This window comes from Bradyrhizobium frederickii, from assembly GCF_004570865.1.
GTDB lineage: Bacteria > Pseudomonadota > Alphaproteobacteria > Rhizobiales > Xanthobacteraceae > Bradyrhizobium > Bradyrhizobium frederickii.
On sequence record NZ_SPQS01000011.1, the window covers coordinates 118,541 to 138,304 of the forward strand.

Genomic DNA, 19,764 nt, shown 5'->3' on the forward strand with positions numbered 1-19,764 from the left:
TTTTCGCAAGAAACATCATCGGGAGGGATACGTCATGTCCGGGAGAGGCGCTCTGAGGCATTGCCTCGTCACCCTCGTTTTGCTGCTGGTCGGCACGGCCCTTGCCGTTGCCCAGCCCTTCACGCGGCGCTCGTCGCAGATGCAGCACGATGGTTTGAAGAAGTCCTACGAGATCTCCAACTTCCGCCTCGGGGGAAAGTACGATCTCGCCAATCCGTCCAAATGGGAGAGCGGCGGTGAAGGCGGCGTCACGCTGGAATCGCTCGGCGGCGGTAAGCTGCGGACCGGCTACATCGCGATCGGCAATGCACGCCGCAACGCCGCCGGCGAGATCACCAATGCGATCGTCATCAACTCCTATTATTCGGGCGACTCCACCGACATGTACGAGCAGTGGGTCAAGGGCGCACCGCTCTCGGGCGGCGTGCCGATCATTGGCCCGGGCCGGCCGATCGATACCGACCGCTATTACGTGATCATGGTCGATCCGCTCGGTACCTGGGGCGCAAGCAAGCCGTCCGACGGCCTCGGCATCAAGTTCCCGCAATACAGCTATTACGACATGGTGCAGGCCAATTACCGCCTGCTGCGCGACGAGCTGAAGGTTGCGCGCGTCGCGCTGGTGACCGGCGTGTCCATGGGTGGCACGCAGACCTATGTCTGGGGCGTCATGCATCCGGAATACATCAACGCGCTGATGCCGATTGGCGGCACCACGCAGTCGGACGGCGACGACCCCGTCGGCAACTGGACCTTCCAGATGATGACGGCGGCGATCGAATCCGATCCGGTGTGGCAGGCGAGCAAGGGCGATTATTACAAGCTGCCCAAGGAGAAGCATCCGGTTCCCGGCGTGGCGTTCGGCTGGTCAATCCTCGGCATGACGGGGTATGACTTCGCCTACCGCACGAGCCAGAATTGGGCTGCCGTCCAGCCCGAAATTTTCTATTGGGACTCGCCGAACGAGAAGGCCGGCTTGAACGTCACCAATCGTGCCAAGCTCTACGACGCGGTCGATCTCGTCTGGCGCAACCGGGTTGGCGAGACGCACAACGTCAATCCTTATCTCGGCCGCATCCAGGCGCGGACGCTGGTGATGCACATCACCAACGACCTCTGGCTGAACTTCAAGTTGGCCGAGAAGGCTGTCGATCGCGTGCCCGGCGCGGACCTCATCGCGCAGGAAAGCCCGGTCGCCCATTACGGCGTCTTCCCGATCATCAACCAGCGCAAGAACGATCCGAAATTCGTCGCCTTCATGGACGACGTCGCAGCGCTCGATCGTGCACAAAAGTTCGTCGACAAGAACTATCGCGTGCCTGGCGTGGCCGAGAAGATCGACCCGAGCAAGTCCTTCTGGAAGGACTTCGTGACCTATCCCTATCCGGTGAAATACGCCAACGCGAAGGACAAGAACGGCACCACCTGGCAGATCGGCTACATGGACGAATATGCGGGGACCGACAGGGACCCGAAGGCGCTTGTCATCATCCATGGCAAGGGTGCGTTCGGCGGGCATTACGGCAACGTCATGCAGTATGCCCTGCGCAACGGAGTTCGCGTCATCGTGCCTGATCTGCCGCATTACGGCATGTCCGGACCCGGCAATCTCGACAAGAGCCCGGCACGCACCATGCAGGATATGCGCGAGGTCATCTACGACCTCGTGGTCAACCAGCTCGGCGTCAAGAAGGCCTACTACCTCGGCCATTCGCTCGGGGGCCAGTTCGTCATGGGCTACGCCTTGACGTGGCCGGATGCGGTGCAGGGGCTCGCCCTGGAAGCGCCGTCCGGCCTTGAGGAATATCCGCGCGACATCACCATCGCCAAGGACAAGAAGGCGCGCCTGTTCGACGACGCCTTCGGCCGTGACTTCGAGAAGTGGAAGCAGGCCTGGGACCAGACCGGGATCCTGGCCGCCGAGAAGGCGCGGAACGAGCAGAACATCCGCGACTTCTTCTACTTCAAGAAGCGCGACCCCGACACCAACGCCGTGTCCGCGGCCAAGAGCGGCTACTTCTTCGGCGACAGCGAATATGCCCGCTTCCACACCGAGCAGCGCGTCGGGTTGACCAAGGGCAACCCGAAGGAGCTCGAGCAGTGGTGCAACGTCTTCATCTTCGACGTCTACACGATCGGGGCCGAGCTCCAGCAGGATGATCCGAAGAACCTCTACGAGCGGCTTACGCAGATCAAGGCGCCGATTTTCCTGGCCTTCGGCGACAAGGAGCCGTTCATCCCGACGCCTGCCTTTAACGGGCTGACGGACCTCGGACGCGACGTCATCACGCCGTTCATGACCCGCATGACCAATGCGGGCAACCGACCGATGCTGAAGGTCTATCCGGAGACAGGTCATTTCATCCACACGGACAATCCGGTCGAATATTCTGCCGACGTGGTGGACTTCGTCACCAAAGGCACCGTGGACACCTCGTCCCCCCTCGGCACAGACCGCATGATAAAGGGGGCCGTGGTCTCGGCCCTGCCGGTGGCGCCGACGCCGCCGGGCGCGGCGCCGACGGCCGGCTTGAACAAATAGGATAGACCGATGCCGAGAGTGCAGGCGGGCGAGGTCCAGCTGGGCTGGCGGGAGTGGGGAGAAGGCGATGTCACCGTCGTCTTCGTCCACGGCAATCTCGCCAGCAAAGACTGGATCGAGCTCGCCGCACCGCTCTTTCCCCGCGATCTCCGCGTCGTGGGGATCGATTGGCGCGGCTGCGGCGACAGCGATCGGCCAGCGCCTACGGCTGACTATTCCAACTACGCGATGCAGCAGCACGCTGACGACATGCTGGCGGCGCTTGATGCGCTCGACATTCGGTATTGTCACCTGGCAACCCATTCGACCGGTGGCATCATCGCCGCGCGGATGCTGCTGATGCAGCCGCGGCGGTTCGGCCGCGTCTTCGCGCTCGATCCTGTAACGCCGCTGGGTATGTCATTTAGCGACGACCAGATTGGCGTCTTCCGCGCCATGATGGCAAGCAAGGAGCTGACGCGGACCGTCATGGCCACGGCGGCGTCCTCGCTGTTCGTTCCGGAAAGCATGGCCGCCAACGCAATTCCGCGCTTTCGCGCGGGCCTTGGGGAGTGTCAGGCGCTCTTCGATCGGATCATCGAGCAGACCTTCGGTGTCTCGGAGGGAGTCTGGATCGGTACGCCGGTCAATTTGACCAAGGAGAAAGCAAGCCGCGAACTGGAGCGGCGCATGGCGGAAATCCGACATCCGCACCTGGTCCTGTGGGGCGAGCGGGACGGCTGGATTCCTCCGGCCGATCTCCGCATCATGGCCGAGGCGATGCCGGACTGCCGGCTCGTGGTCGTGCCCGGTGTCGGGCACTCGATGAATGTTGAAGTACCGGCTCTGTATGCCGGCTATTTCGGTGCCTGGTTTGGAGGCCTTCGCGCGTAATCACCCAGCTCTGGAAGGAGGCTTGTCATGAACAATGGTCATCAGCCCGAGCTCTTGCAGAGCCACGCGCGAGCGATGACCGACCAGGCAAGAGCCATGGGCAAACCCGCTATGCACGTTTGAAGTCTGGTCGATCATTATGCTGTTGCAGTTGCTGGTCGGTGGCTCGGTAAGCGCGGTCAATATCGGCCTTCACGCGCTTGTCACGATCGTTGCGGTTGGAATTGCCCGCAGCGCAGGGCTGCGGCGAACCGAGAGACCCAGGCTGCACCTGATGGGCGTGATGATCGCGACGGCTGCGGTGTTGAAGGTCGCGCACACGGTGGAGATCCTGGTGTGGGCGTGGACGTACGGCCTCGTCCGGGCCGCCGCACCCGGCAGCGATCTGCTCTATTTTGCCTTCGTCAACTACACCACTCTCGGCTACGGCGACATCACGCCGGTGCCCGAATGGCGGCTGATGGGTCCATTGACCGCCATGAACGGCGTCCTGCTGTTTGGGTGGTCGGCGGCGATCTTGTTCGAGGTCCTGCGCAAGACACTCGATCACGTCGGGCTGATTGACATGCCTGCTTCGGGCTCTCGCCAACCCGATGCACCCATGCTCGGCCGCGGCGCAACAGACGACCTGAGCCCACATGCCTGAACTCGCAGCATCGCGGTGGGGGCCGATTTCCTGTTCGGCGTCGGGGCGCTGTTTGCAATCATCAATCCGTATGGGCTGGCCTTCATCTTTTTCGACAGAACGAAGGGGCTCTCGGAGAAGGAGCGCGCGAAGCTTGCAGGTCGCCTTTTATGCCTTCCTGGTCCTGCTGGTATCGCTGTTTCTCGGCAGCCAGACACCATTCCTGATGGAGCGGCGCGCGTTACCCAATCGGTGTTTGAAGCGTTTCAGGGCTGTAGATCGAGGCTCGCGAGCTGATGACGGTCGAGCAATATGATCTGGCGCTGCGTGTTCCCAACGAAGCCGAGCACTCCGAGTTCGTGCAAGTGCGAGATGGCTCGCGACACCGTCTCCAGCGTCAGGCCAAGATAGTCGGCAATATCGCGCCGCGACATTGGCAGCGCCAGCACGCCTGCGGCCGTTAGCCGCTTGTCCATCTCAATCAGGAAAGCGGCGACCCGCTCCAGCGACGTCTTGCGTCCAAGCAGCAGCATGTGATCTTCCGCATGCTGGAGGTTGGTCGTGGTCATGCCGAGAAGGTTCTTGGCAACCATGGCGTCGCTTTCGGCGACCGTCTCCAGGCTCTGCCGTTTGATCAGGAGTACTGTCGTATCGACGACGGCCTCCGCGGTGAAACGGTGCGTCGTGCCGTTCTCAAGCCCGAAAATGTCTCCGGCGAGGTGAAATGCACCGATCTGGCGCCGGCCGTCCGATAGCAACTTATAACTTCGCACGGCACCGGTCTTGACCTGGTAGACGTATTCGGCAGGCTCCTTCTCGCCATAGATCTCTTTGCCCTTTTTGTATGTAATTTCGTTCAGGCGGACAATTGGGTCTGAACCGCTGCTCATTCCCAGGGCGCGGAGCGAATTAGGGCGGGGGAGCGGATCGGTCGTGCGTACGAACATGGCCAACTCCTCAACGCCGATCGCGAATTGGTCTTAGTCAGGTATTCCATTATGAGAATTGAGGGGTAATACTCACGCCTCCAGGTTTATCTACGATAAAGGTGAGGTTTCTCACATTGTCCCAACGGACATTGTACCAAAGGACAGGCCGCGCAATCTCGTGCACGGAATGAGAAGCAGGGGTTGTTGTTAATTGGAAATTTGTTTTGCCGAAAGTTTTCGCTATCGGGAGTTCGGAATTGTCTCGCTTCGTCTACGTCGTGGATGACGACGCATCTTTTCGGACGGCAATCGAGCGGCGGCTGAAGCTTGCCGGGTTTGAAGTGGCGACCTATGCATCGGCTCTGGATCTGCTGGAGTGCCTGCCCAGAAACGAACAGCAGGGATGCATCCTGCTCGACGTGCAAATACCGGGATTGAGTGGACCTGAGCTTCAGAGCCGCCTGCTCGAGCAGGGGTCATCGCTTCCCATCGTCTTTCTCACTGGCCATGCCGATACCCCGACGACCGTGCGGGCGATCAAGGCCGGCGCCGAGGATTTCCTGACCAAGCCTGTCTCGTCCGCGCAATTGATCGATGCGATCGAGCGTGCGCTGGCGAACCAATCCCAAGCTCGCGGTCTGCGCGACAAGCTCGATGGACTGCGTGCCCTGCTAGGCCTGCTGACGCCAAGGGAGCGCCAGGTCTTCGACCTGATCGTGCGCGGCAAGATCAACAAGCAGATCGCCTACGATCTTGGAACGACCGAGCGAACCATCAAGGCGCACCGTCACCAGGTGATGGAGAAAATGCAGGCTCGGTCGCTGGCGGAACTGGTTTCCATCGCGGAACGCCTTGGGCTGCTCGAAGCGAACGCCAACGCAGCGAGCCCGTAGGTATTTCAGTAGCTCTGCCTCATCGAGACAGCCGTGTTCCAAGGTACAATATAAAAGATTTGCGACAAGGTGTTCCTTGGAACGCACAGCGTTTTTCGAGATTGACCGTGTCAGGCCTCGCGATCCCCGCGCCGCTGATGGATGGAAGGCCTATGATGTCAGTTGGTATCTAAAGGGCTTTTCATTTTGCCGAGAAGCAAGTCCGTTCTCGTCATTGATGACGACTCGTCTATGCGGATGAGCATCGGGCGATTGCTCCGAGCTCATGGATTTGGCGTGCTTTTGTTCGACTCCGTAGAGGCCCTCTTCGGCCACGTTGATTTCAGCAACGCAATCTGCCTGGTCATTGACATCAATCTGGGCCACCGGTCGGGAATCGATCTGCGCCGTCACCTGTTGGAAGAGGGGGTCACCACACCGGTGATCTATGTTACCGGGAACGACAGCCCGGCGCACCGCTCGACTGCCGTCGAGTCGGGCTGCGTTGCTTACCTGACCAAACCCTTCACGGCGCAGTCACTGATCGAGTCGATCGAGCGGGTCCGCTCGGGATTAGGTTAGGAACAGAAGACGCAAAATCGCCTGCTGCACGACGGCCACTTAGTCGGTCGCAAGCTGCCGTAGCGCATCGCAACCCAACGACATTGTATGGTCGCGTTGTATCGCTTGATTGCCGACGCACGCTTCTTCACCGCTATTCGACGGTTGCGTTCACTGTGATGACCGATCTGCCCGAGCCGAACGGACCTTTCCCTTCGCCATATATCGCGAAGGTGTCATTGCCTCTGTATCCGGATTTCGCGGTGTATCTGAAAGTCGTTATGTTGACCTGTTTCAGCATCCCGTGTGCAGGCTTGCTGGCAACGCCCGCGTTGTTCATTATGCCTGGAATTCGGATCGGGAAATTGCATGTTTCGCCGGACTTGATTGCGACATAGGCAGTCATGTCGACACCGAATACAGATGGATTGCCCGTGACTCGGCAGTCGGAGACGGCGAAAGCCGAAACCGGCGTAAGGCTGATGACAGCCGCTATGACCCACAACCGCATGCTAATCTCCCGTCTGGAGGTGACATCGACGACAGTTGATTTCGAAGCGGTGAGGCAACGATTGATATGAATCAAGAGCCGGCCTGATTCGCCGGAACGATTGATTGACAAATCGCCGCCGTGCCGCCTGTAGCTCGTCGCGATGCTTGCTGCGATTTGCACGCAGCTTGTCGATGGCAACGAAGTGAACACGATGAAGATCCGTGCAAACGCGCCGCGAGCTGCCGGTCTGGCTATTCCTCGAGATCTTGCTCCAGCGTCTGCGCCGGCGCACCGTTGCGAACGGACGCAAACGTTGCCAACGGCAGAGCGGTTGTCAGTTTCAGAAGATTGGAATCGACGACCTCCAGCACGAGCCTCGTTCCGGATTCCATCTCCTTGATGAGCTTCGGGTCGGCAACATCCGCGGCTATGCAGGCATTGGTCAGGCACCAGCTATACGGCACCTGGTAGGTGCCGCCCTGATCGACGCTCAGCTTGGCTGGGTGCCGCAGGTACATGCCAACAGGGACAAACATCTGTAATCGCGCCTTCTTGTCTCCTTCGCGCTCGATCAGGTCTATGCGCACTGCCAGCTGTCCGGTCGCAAAGCTGCCGGTGATCGACGTCCGGCAAAGCAGGGGCGCGCCACCCGCTTTGAAGCAGAGCTTTTTCCAATCGCCGTAGGTGATGTCCTTTGCCTCGCGCTGACCACGTGGGGCTTCGGCGGTCGTGGCGGTTTGGGGGTTCCGTTTTGCCGAGGCGATGCCAGGGACCGCAGGGATGGCAAGCAGGGCCATCAACAGGACCGACAGGCAATGGCTAGCATTGGTCATGAATCCACCTCTCGGATCGGCGCTTGCGCGCTTATTTCTGCGCGTCGAGAAATTTCGCCACCAGCGGCGACCAGATCGGAATCGCGTCAGGTGAGCCAATCAGGAAATGTCCTTCGCTGCCGAACGACGGCACCAAATGGTACTCGGCCTTGCCACCCGCCGCGGTGAAGGCCTCATGCATTCGCTTCGACAGGTCGGGGCCGAAGAATGTATCGTTTTCGATATAGATCCACAGCATCGGCACCCGCGACGTCCGGCCAAAATCAGCTGTCGCTTCGACCAGCTTGTCGGGCGCGCAATTGTTGTTCGGTCTGCCGCCGACGCGGCCGCCGCGGCCTCCGGCAAAAATGATGATCGCCCTGACCTGCGGCGGGTTGACGCTGGATAGCGCGATCGAGGCCCAGCCACCGGCAGACTGTCCGACGACGATGACGTCCTTCGGCACGATGCGCTTTTCGGCTGCCAGGTAGTCGATGATCCAGAGATCGACTTGAGCGACGGCAAGACCCGCGTCATGGAAATTGGGGTTGCTGCACTTGCCGATCTTGGAGAAGAACGGTCCGAACACCGCGCGCTCGGGTATGTCGATCGCTGCCGCACCGTAGCCCGAACCGACTGGTGCCACCACCATGTTGCCCCGTTTGGCAAACCATTTCGCTGCATCACGGAATTCCACCAGCGGGAAAAAGCTGCGTTCCTTCGCATCGAGCACGACGCCGTGGTTCATGATCACCAGCGGGAAGGGACCATTGCCGACCGGCCGGACGACATAGGCGAACATCGGCAAGGGCAGGGGCAGAGCCCAGATCTCTTCCTGGATGCGGATTGCCTCCGTCGTATCAGCGGAACGGGCGGTGGGTGCCGCGGCGATGGCCACGAGAACTGCGGTCAGCCAGCGCAACAGGTGAACAGGACGCATGAGCGCTCCCTCAGCCAGTGTAGGTGGCTGCGACAATGATTGGACCGAGCACGGTCAGGACCACGTTGCCGACCGCGTAAGGCACGGCAACCCCGAGCACAGGCGTCTGGCTCTCGGCGACCTCGCATGCGCCAGTGACCGCGGCATCGACGGTCATGGCCCCGGCCAGTGCACCGCACGTCACGACCGGATTCATGCGCAGCACGTAGCGGGCGAAGAGCGTCGCGACGATCAGCGGCACCAGCGTAATGACAAGGCCCATACCGACCAGCAGCATCCCATGCGCCTGGATCGCGGCCCAGGCGGCGGCGCCGTTGCCAAGCCCAATGGCGGCGATGAAGCCGCCGAGACCGATATCGCTCAATATCTGCTGCGCGGCGGGTGGCAGCGCGCCCATGGTCGGACGGCGCGAGCGGAGCCACCCGCAGACCAGACCCGCAATCAGCGCGCCTCCGCCGCCGCCGAGCGTCAGTGCGACGCTGCCGATCTTGACGCTGACGAGGCCCGCAAGCAGGCCAACCGCGATCCCGGTGGCAAGGAAGGCGACATCGGTGCGGTCGCCGGCGCGCAGGATCTGGCCGACATTGGCGGCAGCCCGCTCGATGTTGCGCGTGCTGCCGACCAGGGTCATGACGTCGCCGACATAGACCCGCGTATCGGGGCTCAGCGGCACTTCGCGGCCCATCCGGGTCAATGCGCGCAGGAACACGCCGCGCGCATTGCCGCCAACGCGTTCGGCCACGTTCTTGATGGAGCGCCCGTGAAGCTGGCGGTTGTCGACCAGCACCTCGACCACGTTGCCGGGGATCGCCTTGAGGATCTCGTCCGCGTCGATCTCGGCGCCGATGATCGGCCTGGCTGCAACGATGGCGGCGGTTCGTCCCGTGATGACGATGTTGTCCCCGGCTTCGAGCGTTGTATCCAGATGAGGCTCGACGTCCAGGCCCTGGCGGACAATGCGCTCGACGACAGTGCGGCTGCCGAGGTCTTCCTCGAGCGACTTGACGGTTCGGCCCGCTGCGGTCGAGACGAGATAGGCACGGGCCTGGAACTTTCGGTAGGCAAAGTTCTCGGTTTGCGGCGCTTCACCGCCCGAAAGTTCCGCCTCCAGCTTCTTCGCTTCGGCTTTCAGGTCGACCCTCATCAGTTTCGGCGCGACAAACGGCACGAAGAGCAGGGTGAGGATGTAGCCAAGCACGTAGGTCACGGCATAGCCGGCGGCGATATTGGCTTCCTGCTGCTTCAACACGTCGCTCGGCAGGCCAAGTTGAGCCAGCGCGCCGGATGCGGTTCCGATCACCGAGGATTGGGTCAGTGCACCGGCCGCGATGCCGGATGCAGTGCCGGGATCGAGCTGGAAGCTGAAGGCAAACGCGAGCACGATGGCAAGCCCCGTGCCTCCGAGCACAAGCGCCATGGCAACCTGCGCCAGTGTCCGCATGCTGAGCGAAGCAAAGAATTCCGGTCCGGACCGGTAGCCGATCGTGAACACAAACAGGCTGAACAGGATCACGCGAAGCAGGGATGGGAACGTGAAGGTCCCGAGTTGCCCGATCAGGACTGAGACGATCAGAATGCAGGCTGTGGTGCCGATCGCGAAACCGCGCAACCTGATCCGCCCGAGCAGGGTGCCGATTGCGATGGCCAGCAACAGAAAGATTTCCGGTGCGGCGGTGATGATCCACCTGACGGTATCCATGATCGCATTCCCCGGGCAGCTGCCACCGATTTGATTGGTGACCGCGGACGGTTGCTTGATCCAGATCAAGCCTTGCCGGCGACAAGGCGCGGCCAATCACGTCATGCGAAACCTGCCCCAGCCCGCATTGCCGCCATGAGTATTATGGAGGTCGCCTCTGGCGCTATCCGCCGCGACGAGACGGTCGAGATCGTTCTGCTGCTCGCCTTTGCCGGCGGCTATATCGACGCTTATACCTGGATCATCCACGGCGTGATGGCGAACGCCCAGACCGCCAACCTGATTTTCCTCTGGGTCTATGCGACCGCAGGCGACTGGCCGAAGGCACTTCACTTCGTGCCTCCGATCCTGGCGTTTGCGGTCGGAATCGTGATCGCGGCATGGCTGCGCCGCATCGTCGGCGAGCGAGCCGGCGCGATCAGCACCTTGCTCGAGATCCTGTTGCTGATCGCGATAGGCATCCTGCATAACCGGCTGCCGGATCTCGCCGGCACGCTCGGCATATCGGTCGTCGCAGCCATGCAGGCCGCGGCCTTTAGCAAGGTCGAGGGCACGAATTGCAGCACGGTGATGATCACCGGCAACATGCGCCAGGCGATCGAGACGATTTTTGCGGTTGCGTCCGGAGGCGCGGCGCCAGGGACGTTGCGCCGGTCCGGTATCTTCTTCGCTCTCTGCGCGGTGTTCGGCTTCGGCGCAGCCGTCGGCGCCTTCGCCACCAAGGGCATTCCCGATCTCGCGCTCGGCATTCCCGTGGTCGCGCTGCTGATCGTCCTGCTGCGGTGCGAGACGCCGCATCGCGAGGCGACGTGATGAAGGCCCCGCCCGACCGGGGTTGTCCGACGTCTGCGATCTCTCTGATGATTGCCGCCAGCGTCGGCATCCTCGCTGGCGGACATGCGGCGCGCTATGCGCAGATCGCAAGCCTCGCAGCTTTCGCGGTGCCTTGCTGGCGCGCGCATGCTGCGCGACCTCAACGATGAGCTCGCGCTCCGCCACGCCAGCTTCTGCATCGACGGCGCGCATGCGCAATTGCGGGACCTGCTGCGGGCGGAAGGATTGGCTGAGAAGACCGACAGCGGCCAATGGCTGCGATCGCTGGATGCCGTTTTGGGCGACGACCAGCACGCTTCGAGCAGGCGAACGCCATAGCGACTCCGTGTTGCGATGCAACGGGCATCGCAGCGATCGCGGCCTGCTCAGAATGCGCGCGACCGTTGACTTGGATCAATAGTGCATCCGGCGCCGCACCCACGATCCTCTCATCAACCTTCGCCTCAGGGATCGGGAGAGTCGCATGTCCAAAGACGCCAAGCCCACACAGAAGCGTATTGATCAGTTCTTTTCGGGCCCGGGGGCACGGGCCGACGATTGGCGTGATCTTGTCGACGCTGCGAAGGCGTGGGCTCGCGGCGGCGACCGAGCAAAATACGACGCAGCACTGGCAGATCTCTCGGTCACCGAGGAGTTTCACGGCTATCCCGGCCTGCAATTGATGGCGGCGCTGCGTGAAGCGGCGGCCGCCGGCGATGGGGCAACATCGCTTGCCCTTGCGACCCGGATCACCCAGGCGTTGGCGACGCGATCCTTCCGCCAGCATGCCGGCGACTGGAGCGCGAAGGACGAAGGCAATGGCGATGTGCCCGAACTGGTCCCACCGACCTTTGGCGCGCATACGACACGCAGGCCCTATTTCGAGACCCTGATCGTCACCGGGGTATCTCCAGGCCAATGGCCGGCGCTCGCCGCCGAATGGCGCAAGCTGCGGCGCCCGGTCGATGCTTTCATTTATGAGCCGGTCATCGTCGGTAGCCTCGAAGACGCCTTCTGTGCGACGATGCTCAATCCCAACATCGGCGCCGTCATCATCAACGAGGGATTTGGACTGCGCTCGCGGCATAACGCGCCGGTGCTCCGCTCGATCACGGCCACGGCGGGCCTCAACGACGAGTCCGACGCGTCCGCGCTGCGGCTTGCCCAGATCATCAAGCGTGTCAGGCCCGAGCTTGATCTCTACATGATCTCGAATCGCGACGTCGAGGAGCTCGCCGGCAACCCCGAAGCCAGCGTCGTCCGCCGCATCTTCTATTCGGTTGAAGAACTTCTGGAGCTGCATCTGTCGATCCTCGAAGGCATCCAGGATCGCTACGACACGCCGTTCTTCGACAATCTGAAGAAGTACGCGCAGCGCCCGATCGGCACGTTCCACGCGCTGCCGATCGCCCGCGGCAAATCGATCTTCAAGTCGGACTGGATCCGTGACATGGGCGAATTCTACGGCCCGAACCTGTTCCTGGCCGAGAGCAGCGCGACCACGGGCGGCCTCGACAGCATGCTGGAGCCGACCGGCAACATCAAGAAGGCGCAGGAGAAGGCAGCGCGCGCGCTCGGCGCTGATCGTGTCTTCTTCGTGACTAACGGCACCTCGACCTCGAACAAGATGGCGGTGCAGGCGCTGCTTGCGCCGGGTGACATCGCGATTGTCGACCGCAACTGCCACAAGTCGCATCATTACGGCATGGTGCTCGCCGGCGCTCAGCCGCTCTACGTCGAAGCCTTCCCGATGACCGAATATTCGATGTACGGCGCCGTGCCGTTGAAGACGATCAAGCAGGCGCTGCTCAGCGCCAAGGCCGACGGCCGGCTTGAGCGGGTCAAGATGCTGGACCTCACCAACTGCACCTTCGACGGCCACATCTACAACACCCGCCGAGTGATGGAGGAATGCCTCGCCATCAAGCCCGACCTGATCTTCTTGTGGGATGAAGCCTGGTTCGGCTTCGCGCGCTTCTCGCCCTTCCTGCGCCGGCGCACAGCCATGGGGGCCGCCAACGAGATCGAGACCTGGATGCACGATCCGAAGTCGGTCGCGGCCTATGAGAAGCAGCAGGCCGAGCTCGGCAAGAGTCCGTCGGATGAAGTGCTGCTCAAGACGCGGCTGATTCCCGATCCGCGCCAGATCCGGTTGCGCGTCTACCAGACCAACTCGACCCACAAATCGATGTCGGCGATCCGGCAGGGTTCCATGCTCTCGGTCAAGGACGTCGAATTCCACACGGTCGAGCAGCAGTTCAAGGAGGCCGTCTTTACTCACGCCTCGACAAGCCCGAACCAGCAGCTCATCGCCAGCCTCGACATCTCGCGGCGTCAGATGGAGCTGGAAGGGTATGGCCTCGTCGCCAATGCGATGGAGATCGCGCTCGCCATCCGCCACGCCGTCAACAACAACCCGCTGCTCTCGAAGTATTTCCGCATTCTTGGCGCCGATGTCATGGTGCCGGCGCAGTACCGCCAGAGCGGTTTCACCGATTATCTCGCACCGGGCGTCAACTGGGCGAATACGCTGAAGAGTTTGGACGAGGACGAGTTCTGCCTCGATCCGACCCGGATGACGCTGGTGTGCGGCACGGCGGGCTACGACGGCACCCAGTTCAAGGGCATCCTCGCCAACGAGTACAACATCCAGGTCAACAAGACCTCACGCAATTCGGTGCTGGTGCAGTCCAACATCAACAACACCCGCAGCGACGTCGCGCATCTGATCCGCGTCCTGGCCGAGATCGCGGGCGAGGTCGATCGCGGACTCGCGCAAGGCGGCGCCAACGCGAAGAAGACGTTCGAAGCCCGGGTCAAGAGCTTGATGACCGACGTGCCTGACTTGCCGAACTTCTCGCATTTCCATCCGAGCTTCCGCGGCGATGCCGGCACCAAGACCAATGAAGGCGACATCCGCAGCGGCTTCTACGCGGCCTATGACGTGGTGGGCTGTGAGCACATTCGCCTCAACGATCCCGAGATCGACCGGCGGCTGAAGGCCGGGCCCGAGCTCGTCTCCGCCAATTTCGTGATTCCCTATCCCCCGGGCTTCCCGATCATGGTGCCGGGGCAGGTCATCACCCAGGAGACGATCGACTTCATGCGCAAGCTCGATGTGAAGGAGATCCATGGCTACGACGCCAAGGAGGGGCTGAAGCTGGTGCGCACCGAAGCCTTGGCGAAGCTCGGCAGACCAAAGCCGACGGCAACGCCGAAGCTCAAGGCCGCGTCATAATCCGTTAGAGGGGACGAACATGCAGCCGTTCTTTACATTCTTGCAGCAGAATCCGTATCTGTTGCTGTTCTTCGTCGTCGGGCTCGCCGTTTATATCGGCCGGGCCAGCATCAAGGGCTATGGCCTCGGTATGGTCGCCGGTGCCATCGTCGTGGGCGCCGGGCTTGCGGTATGGTCTTCGAGCTACGGCGTGAAGCTCGAGCTGAACAATTTCACCAAGAGCTTGTTCTACTATCTCTTCATGTACGGTGTCGGCTTGCGGGTCGGGCCTTCCTTCCTCAACAGTTTGAGGGGAGACGGCATCAAGTTCGTGTTCCTGGCGGTGGTGTCGAGCGTTATCGGCCTCGCGCTGGTCGTCATCTTCGCCAAGCTTTTCGATCTCCCGACCGGCGCCGCCGGCGGCATGTTGGCGGGTTCGCAGACCATGTCGGCTGCGATCGGCTCGGCTGAACAGGCCATCACCTCGGGTGTCGTCAAGCTCCCTGAGGGCATGAAGCCCGAGGATGCAACGGGCATGATCGCGCTATCCTACGGTATCACCTACATCTGGGGTACCGTCGGCATCATCCTGATTTGCAAATACCTGCCGCGCTGGTGGGGCATCGATGCCAAGGCGGCGGCGAAAAAGTACGAGAAGGACTTCGGCGTCAAGGATCTCGAGGGCGGCGGCCTGACCGGTTATCGGCAGTTTGGTCTGCGTGCCTATCGACTGGAAAATCCGGCGCAGGTCGGCATGAGCATCGCCAAGTTCCGCTCGATCCATCCGGAGTACCGCATCGTCAACGTGGCGCGCGGCGGCGAGCCACAGGGAGCCGATCCCGATCTGGTGCTGCAAAAGGGCGACGTCGTCGCGCTCGGCGGCACGACCGAGCATCTCACCGACAAGATGGGCCTGATCGGGCCCGAGGTGGCCGATACCGCGGCGCTGGGCATTCCCATGGATCAGGCGGATATTCTTGTCACCAACAAGGAGATGGTCGGACGGACCTTTGAATCCTTCCGCGACACGGCGATCGCCGGCCAGTTGCAGGTCACCAAGGTCGAGCGTGGTGGTGTGCCTCTGGCCGCCGGTCTCAAGACCGAACTGCAGCGGATGGACATCGTCTCGGTGGTCGGCCTCAAGTCGGCCGTCAATGAGCTCGGCGAAATGTGGGGACGCATTGCGCGGACCAACACGTCGACCGACCTGTTGACGCTGGCCGTGGGCATGATCCTCGGATTCCTGATCGGCCGGATCGAATTCCCCGCATTCGGTGCCAAGATCGGCCTCGGCAATGCCGGCGGCCTGTTGCTGTCCGGCGTGATCGTGTCTTCGGTCGTGTCGCGGTTGCGCTTCTTCGGCAACACGCCGAACGCGGCGCGCAACGTGCTGGAGGATCTCGGGCTCGTCGTCTTCGTGTCCATCGTCGGCATCAATGCCGGTGCCGGACTGCTGGCGCAACTCACCGGCGCGATTGCCTTGAAGATATTCATCGCCGGCTTCATCGCCTGCACGATCCCTCCGTTCATCGTCTGGGCGATCGGCTTCCATGTCTTCAAGATCAACCCGGCCGTGCTGATGGGCGGCGTTGCCGGCGCTCGGTCGCATTCCGGGCCATGTCGTGAAGCGGCGGTAGAAATCCAGAGCACGGTACCCTGGATCGGATTCCCGGTCGCCTATGCCGTCTCTGGCATCCTGCTCACTGTGTTCGGCTATTTCGCAATGATCCTGGCTCAATGAGCGGCGCGACAATCAATAGGGGAAGTGACATCATGAGAAAGCTTGCTATCGGCGCCGTCCTGGCTACCTCGCTTGCCGTCGTTGCCGGTTTCAGCACGCCATCGCGTGCCGACACCGGCCAGGTCGCCGTCGTGTTCACCAAGGGCGGCTTCATCGTCGGCGTCGGTGGCGGCGAGGGCGTGTTGCTGTACCGGGGCAAGAAGTATCCGTTCACTGTCTCTGGCATGAGCGTGGGCTTCACAATCGGTGCCTCCACGACCAAGTTCGTGGGTCGGGCCCTCAATCTCAGAGGGCCGGCATCGATTGAAGGTTCCTACGCTGTGGGCGGAGCAGGCGGGGCTGTCGCAGCGGGTGCAGGTGCCGTGCAGCTGCAGAACGCCAATGGCGTGATTCTTCAACTCAGTGGTCCGAAAATCGGGGCGGAAGTCTCGGCTGCGGTCGGCGGCGTCACGATCCGTCTGAAATAGGCAGAGCAAACGGGCTCACAACAAAACGGGCCGCGCCACCGCAGCCCGTTTTCATTTCGGGATCCAGGCGTTTCAGTATCGCTCTTCAACGAATTTCAGCCCACGCAGGCTGGCCTGGTCGTTATAGCGTCCCTTATGCGACCGCGAAGGCAGGTTGACCTTCTCCCGCTTGATCTTCTTGTAGGGAATGGTCTGCAGGATATGCGAGATAGCGTTGAGGCGCGCGCGCCGCTTGTCGTCGGAGCGGATCAGTCGCCACGGCGCATGCTTGGTGTCGGTCGCCTCGAACATCATGTCGCGCGCGCGGGAATAGTCGTACCAGCGGCCGAACGACTCGGTATCCATCGGGCTCAGCTTCCATTGCCGCAGCGGATCCTCGATGCGGGCCTGGAAGCGAAGCTCCTGTTCCTCCATCCCGACCTCCAGCCACAGCTTGATCAGGACGATGCCGGCGTCGACCGCGAATTTCTCGACCAGAGGGCACAATTCCAGGAAACGCTTGTGCTCGGTGGGCGAGCAGAAGCCCATGACATATTCAACGCCCGCGCGGTTGTACCAGCTGCGGTCGAAGATTACGATTTCGCCTCCGGCCGGAAATTGTTCGATATAGCGTTGCATGAAGAGTTGGGACTTCTGCCGGTCGGAGGGCGCGGGCAGGGCGCAGACGCGGAATACGCGGGGGCTCACTTTCTCGGTCAATGCCTTGATCGTTCCGCCCTTGCCAGCGGCGTCGCGGCCCTCAAAGATGATGATCACCTTTAGTTTCTGGGCCTTGACCCATTCCTGAAGATGGCAAAGCCCGATCTGGAGCTTCTCCAATTGCTTCTCATAGTCCTTCCGCTTCATCCGCTCCGCGGGCTCGTCCTTTGCCATCCGGTCCTCTCACCAGTTCGAGCGGCACTCAATCCCCCCAGGAGATGACGATGCCGATATCGCCCGGTACGCCGCCGGGAAAGTCGATGATCTGATACGCGATGCGATAGCCGCGCGGCTTAAGGTAGTCGGTCCAGAGCTGGAATATCTCCTTGGGAATGCCGGTGAGCGTGTCCTCCCAGCCTTTTTCCATCTGGTTGATAGCCCGACCCTTGTCGGTGCACAGCGTGTTGGGGAAACGATAGACCTGGACCTCGGTCAGGCCGTTCCTCACCGCACGCTGGATGATGGTCGAGGCCAGCTTGATCTTCTCCTCCTCGGTCTTGCCGGAGGGTTTACTGAGCCGTTCGATCAGGGCGCGCTTCTCGGCCTCGGCGGCCGCAGCGGCGCGCGCGTACGCGTCGGCTTTCTCGGCCTCCTTGAGGGCTGCTTCCTTCCGAATCTGAGTGGCATTGGGAATGAGATCATCGAGGCCGGACATGCTGACGGCTCCCTGCTTTGGGTGTGTGTCCACTTATGCGCTGGCGGAAGGCTAGGTCGGGGTGGAGACGCTCCTTTGATCCAGATCAAGAGCTGCCCTCTGCCAGGGAATGATCGTGACCGTAAAGGGCCGCGGTCGGCTCGGTCGCTTGTGGGAGATTATATTGGGCGAGCAGCTTCATCCGATGGCCCCGCATCATCTTCCGTTCTACCTCGCACCGGCAAGCGGAACCGACACGATGATGGTCGTGATGGGCGTGTTCCTGATCGGTACCGTGCTGTGGGTCGGCACGCTCTACTGGCGCCTACACAGCCTGCCGGAGCGTATGGCGCACAAGTCGCAGAAGCTGCAATTCGAGATCGTCGCCGTGCTTGGGATCATTTCGCTGTTCACGCACATGCACGTCTTCTGGATTGCCGGGTTATTGCTCGCGATGATCGACATTCCCGATTTCGGCACGCCGTTGCGCAGCATCGCCAATTCCGTTGAGAAGATCGCCGATGCGGCGCCTGACGAAGAGGAGCCTGAGCAAGCAGGCCCGACGCGTCCACCGGTGGTCAGCCCCGAGCGGGAGAAGGAGCGCGATCATGCTTGAGGTCATGATTTGCTCGCTCGTCACCATCCTGCCCGACTATCTCTACCGCCGCTACGGCCAGGGCAAGCGCTTCGGCAAGGAGATCACCTTCTTCTCGATCTGGTACGAGCTCCGGTGGGGCATCACCAGCTGCCTGATGCTGACGGTGTCGCTGATCACGATGATTTTCTATTTCCACCCGGCCACGTCGTCGGCAACGCTCTATTTCCGCACCGTGCCGATCCTCCCCGAGGGCTCGGGCCGCGTGGCCGACGTCAAGGTCGGCTTCACTGCACCCGTGAAAAAGGGCGACGTCCTGTTCACGCTCGATAGTTCAAAGCAGCAGGCCGCGTACGAGACTGCGAAGCGAAAGATCGCGGAGATCGATGCAGCCGTGCAGGCGGCGCAGTCCGAGGTCGTCAAGGCCGACGCGCAGATCGGTGAGGCGAAGGCAAATTATCAGCAGGCCAAGGACGAGCTCGACGTCAAGACCGAGCTGCAGCGCCGCAATCCCGGAATCGTTCCGCAGCGCGACATCGAAAAGCTCCAGGTGCTGCTCGATCAGCGTCAGTCCAGCCTGGACGCGGCCACGGCAGCGCGGCAATCCGCCTCGCTGCAGGTATCCACCTTGTTGCCGGCGCAGAAAGCCAGTGCAGAAGCCGCGCTCGATCAGGCCCAGGTCGACCTCGACAAGACTTTCGTGCGCGCCGGCGTGGACGGCAGGGTCGAGCAGTTCCTTATTCGCCCCGGCGACGTCGTCAACCAATTGATGCGACCGGCCGGCGTGCTCGTTCCGGAGGGCGCCGGTCGCAAGGCGCTGCAGGCCGGCTTCGGCCAGATCGAAGCGCAGGTGATGAAGCAAGGTATGGTGGCGGAGGCGACCTGCATCTCGAAGCCCTGGGTCATCATCCCCCTCGTGATCACGACCGTGCAGGATTACATCGCCGCCGGACAGTTTCGGTCCGGCGAGCAGTTGATCGAGGCTCAGAACAACGTCCGGCCCGGCACGATTTTGGTGTTCCTCGAGCCGCTCTACAAGGGCGGGCTCGACGGCGTAACGCCGGGCAGTAGCTGCATCGTCAATGCCTACACCAGCAATCACGAGGAAATCTCGGCCAAGGATACGCCGACCAGCCGGAAGGTCGCGCTGCATGTCGTCGACGGCGTCGGCCTTGTCCACGCACTCTTGCTGCGCATCCAGGCGTTACTGCTTCCGATCCAGACCCTGGTGTTCAGCGGCCATTGAGGGCGC

General features: G+C 61.8%; 18 protein-coding genes and 1 pseudogene. 12 read left to right on the plus strand and 7 right to left on the minus strand.

Features of this window, described 5'->3' with window-relative positions; genetic code table 11:
* Positions 1–34 precede the first annotated feature (34 nt).
* The 3 genes from E4K64_RS20445 to E4K64_RS20455 all read left to right on the plus strand — a co-directional run bounded on the left by E4K64_RS20445 (position 35) and on the right by E4K64_RS20455 (position 4,061).
* Positions 35–2,542 carry an alpha/beta hydrolase gene (locus E4K64_RS20445; protein WP_135165128.1) on the plus strand — a complete coding sequence of 836 codons (2,508 nt, stop codon included), beginning with the start codon at positions 35–37 and terminating at the stop codon, positions 2,540–2,542.
* 9 nt (positions 2,543–2,551) lie between these two features.
* Complete coding sequence (locus E4K64_RS20450) at positions 2,552–3,415, plus strand: alpha/beta fold hydrolase (protein ID WP_135165129.1); 864 nt, start codon at positions 2,552–2,554, stop codon at positions 3,413–3,415.
* A gap of 139 nt (positions 3,416–3,554) precedes the next feature.
* Positions 3,555–4,061, plus strand: a complete 507-nt coding sequence (locus tag E4K64_RS20455; protein ID WP_135165130.1) for a potassium channel family protein — start codon at positions 3,555–3,557, stop codon at positions 4,059–4,061.
* Positions 4,062–4,306: 245 nt separating this feature from the next.
* Here E4K64_RS20455 and E4K64_RS20460 read toward each other — a convergent pair whose 3' ends face one another.
* Complete coding sequence (locus E4K64_RS20460; RefSeq protein ID WP_135165131.1) at positions 4,307–4,987, minus strand: helix-turn-helix domain-containing protein; 681 nt, start codon at positions 4,985–4,987, stop codon at positions 4,307–4,309.
* A 239-nt stretch (positions 4,988–5,226) separates the two neighbouring features.
* On the opposite strand from E4K64_RS20460, the gene E4K64_RS20465 reads away from it, so the two are divergent.
* Together E4K64_RS20465 and E4K64_RS20470 are read left to right on the plus strand one after the other, a co-directional pair.
* Positions 5,227–5,862 carry a response regulator transcription factor gene (locus E4K64_RS20465; RefSeq protein WP_135165132.1) on the plus strand — a complete coding sequence of 212 codons (636 nt, stop codon included), beginning with the start codon at positions 5,227–5,229 and terminating at the stop codon, positions 5,860–5,862.
* A 186-nt stretch (positions 5,863–6,048) separates the two neighbouring features.
* Positions 6,049–6,423 (plus strand): response regulator transcription factor, encoded by a 375-nt coding sequence (locus E4K64_RS20470; RefSeq protein WP_135165242.1) that lies wholly within the window; start codon positions 6,049–6,051, stop codon positions 6,421–6,423.
* A 133-nt stretch (positions 6,424–6,556) separates the two neighbouring features.
* On the opposite strand, the gene E4K64_RS20475 is transcribed toward E4K64_RS20470, so the two are convergent.
* Genes E4K64_RS20475 through E4K64_RS20490 form a run of 4 tightly spaced genes read right to left on the minus strand, consistent with a single transcriptional unit; the run spans position 6,557 to position 10,346 of the window.
* Entirely contained in the window at positions 6,557–7,105 is a 549-nt protein-coding gene (locus E4K64_RS20475; protein ID WP_135165133.1) for a hypothetical protein, read from the minus strand.
* Between the two features lie 41 nt (positions 7,106–7,146).
* Positions 7,147–7,728 (minus strand): invasion associated locus B family protein, encoded by a 582-nt coding sequence (locus E4K64_RS20480; RefSeq protein WP_135165134.1) that lies wholly within the window; start codon positions 7,726–7,728, stop codon positions 7,147–7,149.
* A gap of 31 nt (positions 7,729–7,759) precedes the next feature.
* A complete protein-coding gene (locus E4K64_RS20485; protein WP_135165135.1) occupies positions 7,760–8,647 on the minus strand; it encodes an alpha/beta hydrolase family protein in 888 nt (295 codons plus the stop codon).
* Between the two features lie 10 nt (positions 8,648–8,657).
* Positions 8,658–10,346, minus strand: a complete 1,689-nt coding sequence (locus tag E4K64_RS20490; RefSeq protein WP_135165136.1) for an aspartate-alanine antiporter-like transporter — start codon at positions 10,344–10,346, stop codon at positions 8,658–8,660.
* Between the two features lie 135 nt (positions 10,347–10,481).
* On the opposite strand from E4K64_RS20490, the gene E4K64_RS20495 reads away from it, so the two are divergent.
* From E4K64_RS20495 to E4K64_RS20515, 5 genes and pseudogenes are all read left to right on the plus strand, one after another.
* Positions 10,482–11,159 (plus strand): YoaK family protein, encoded by a 678-nt coding sequence (locus E4K64_RS20495; RefSeq protein ID WP_135165137.1) that lies wholly within the window; start codon positions 10,482–10,484, stop codon positions 11,157–11,159.
* A 132-nt stretch (positions 11,160–11,291) separates the two neighbouring features.
* A pseudogene (locus E4K64_RS20500) lies at positions 11,292–11,498 on the plus strand (SulP family inorganic anion transporter); the annotation flags it as partial.
* A gap of 145 nt (positions 11,499–11,643) precedes the next feature.
* Positions 11,644–14,397: a decarboxylase gene (locus E4K64_RS20505; RefSeq protein ID WP_135165138.1), complete on the plus strand. Its 2,754-nt coding sequence runs from the start codon at positions 11,644–11,646 to the stop codon at positions 14,395–14,397.
* Positions 14,398–14,416: 19 nt separating this feature from the next.
* Positions 14,417–16,117 carry an aspartate:alanine exchanger family transporter gene (locus E4K64_RS20510; protein WP_135165139.1) on the plus strand — a complete coding sequence of 567 codons (1,701 nt, stop codon included), beginning with the start codon at positions 14,417–14,419 and terminating at the stop codon, positions 16,115–16,117.
* A gap of 32 nt (positions 16,118–16,149) precedes the next feature.
* Positions 16,150–16,584, plus strand: a complete 435-nt coding sequence (locus E4K64_RS20515; RefSeq protein WP_126259941.1) for a hypothetical protein — start codon at positions 16,150–16,152, stop codon at positions 16,582–16,584.
* A gap of 72 nt (positions 16,585–16,656) precedes the next feature.
* Here E4K64_RS20515 and ppk2 read toward each other — a convergent pair whose 3' ends face one another.
* Positions 16,657–17,457 carry a polyphosphate kinase 2 gene (gene ppk2 / locus E4K64_RS20520; RefSeq protein WP_135165140.1) on the minus strand — a complete coding sequence of 267 codons (801 nt, stop codon included), beginning with the start codon at positions 17,455–17,457 and terminating at the stop codon, positions 16,657–16,659.
* 28 nt (positions 17,458–17,485) lie between these two features.
* The gene (locus tag E4K64_RS20525) at positions 17,486–17,938 is read right to left on the minus strand and encodes a hypothetical protein (protein ID WP_126259938.1); all 453 of its coding nucleotides are present in this window, start codon (positions 17,936–17,938) and stop codon (positions 17,486–17,488) included.
* A gap of 184 nt (positions 17,939–18,122) precedes the next feature.
* Between E4K64_RS20525 and E4K64_RS20530 the strand changes: the two genes are divergently transcribed.
* Together E4K64_RS20530 and E4K64_RS20535 are read left to right on the plus strand one after the other, a co-directional pair.
* Positions 18,123–18,533, plus strand: coding sequence for a hypothetical protein (locus tag E4K64_RS20530; RefSeq protein ID WP_235884740.1), 411 nt, complete (start codon positions 18,123–18,125; stop codon positions 18,531–18,533).
* On the plus strand, positions 18,526–19,758 hold the full coding sequence (locus tag E4K64_RS20535) for an HlyD family secretion protein (RefSeq protein WP_135165142.1): 1,233 nt from the start codon (positions 18,526–18,528) through the stop codon (positions 19,756–19,758). The genes E4K64_RS20530 and E4K64_RS20535 overlap by 8 nt, the downstream gene beginning before the upstream one ends.
* The last annotated feature ends 6 nt before the right edge of the window (positions 19,759–19,764 follow it).

What these genes read in the sequence shown, in the direction of transcription:
- E4K64_RS20445 (WP_135165128.1), top strand. Translation starts at nt 35, where the DNA reads ATGTCCGGGAGAGGCGCTCTGAGGCATTGCCTCGTCACCCTCGTTTTG.
- E4K64_RS20450 (WP_135165129.1), top strand. Translation starts at nt 2,552, where the DNA reads ATGCCGAGAGTGCAGGCGGGCGAGGTCCAGCTGGGCTGGCGGGAGTGG.
- E4K64_RS20455 (WP_135165130.1), top strand. Translation starts at nt 3,555, where the DNA reads ATGCTGTTGCAGTTGCTGGTCGGTGGCTCGGTAAGCGCGGTCAATATC.
- E4K64_RS20460 (WP_135165131.1), bottom strand. Translation starts at nt 4,987, where the DNA reads ATGTTCGTACGCACGACCGATCCGCTCCCCCGCCCTAATTCGCTCCGC.
- E4K64_RS20480 (WP_135165134.1), bottom strand. Translation starts at nt 7,728, where the DNA reads ATGACCAATGCTAGCCATTGCCTGTCGGTCCTGTTGATGGCCCTGCTT.
- E4K64_RS20485 (WP_135165135.1), bottom strand. Translation starts at nt 8,647, where the DNA reads ATGCGTCCTGTTCACCTGTTGCGCTGGCTGACCGCAGTTCTCGTGGCC.
- E4K64_RS20490 (WP_135165136.1), bottom strand. Translation starts at nt 10,346, where the DNA reads ATGGATACCGTCAGGTGGATCATCACCGCCGCACCGGAAATCTTTCTG.
- E4K64_RS20495 (WP_135165137.1), top strand. Translation starts at nt 10,482, where the DNA reads ATGAGTATTATGGAGGTCGCCTCTGGCGCTATCCGCCGCGACGAGACG.
- E4K64_RS20505 (WP_135165138.1), top strand. Translation starts at nt 11,644, where the DNA reads ATGTCCAAAGACGCCAAGCCCACACAGAAGCGTATTGATCAGTTCTTT.
- E4K64_RS20510 (WP_135165139.1), top strand. Translation starts at nt 14,417, where the DNA reads ATGCAGCCGTTCTTTACATTCTTGCAGCAGAATCCGTATCTGTTGCTG.
- E4K64_RS20515 (WP_126259941.1), top strand. Translation starts at nt 16,150, where the DNA reads ATGAGAAAGCTTGCTATCGGCGCCGTCCTGGCTACCTCGCTTGCCGTC.
- ppk2 (WP_135165140.1), bottom strand. Translation starts at nt 17,457, where the DNA reads ATGGCAAAGGACGAGCCCGCGGAGCGGATGAAGCGGAAGGACTATGAG.
- E4K64_RS20525 (WP_126259938.1), bottom strand. Translation starts at nt 17,938, where the DNA reads ATGTCCGGCCTCGATGATCTCATTCCCAATGCCACTCAGATTCGGAAG.
- E4K64_RS20530 (WP_235884740.1), top strand. Translation starts at nt 18,123, where the DNA reads ATGGCCCCGCATCATCTTCCGTTCTACCTCGCACCGGCAAGCGGAACC.
- E4K64_RS20535 (WP_135165142.1), top strand. Translation starts at nt 18,526, where the DNA reads ATGCTTGAGGTCATGATTTGCTCGCTCGTCACCATCCTGCCCGACTAT.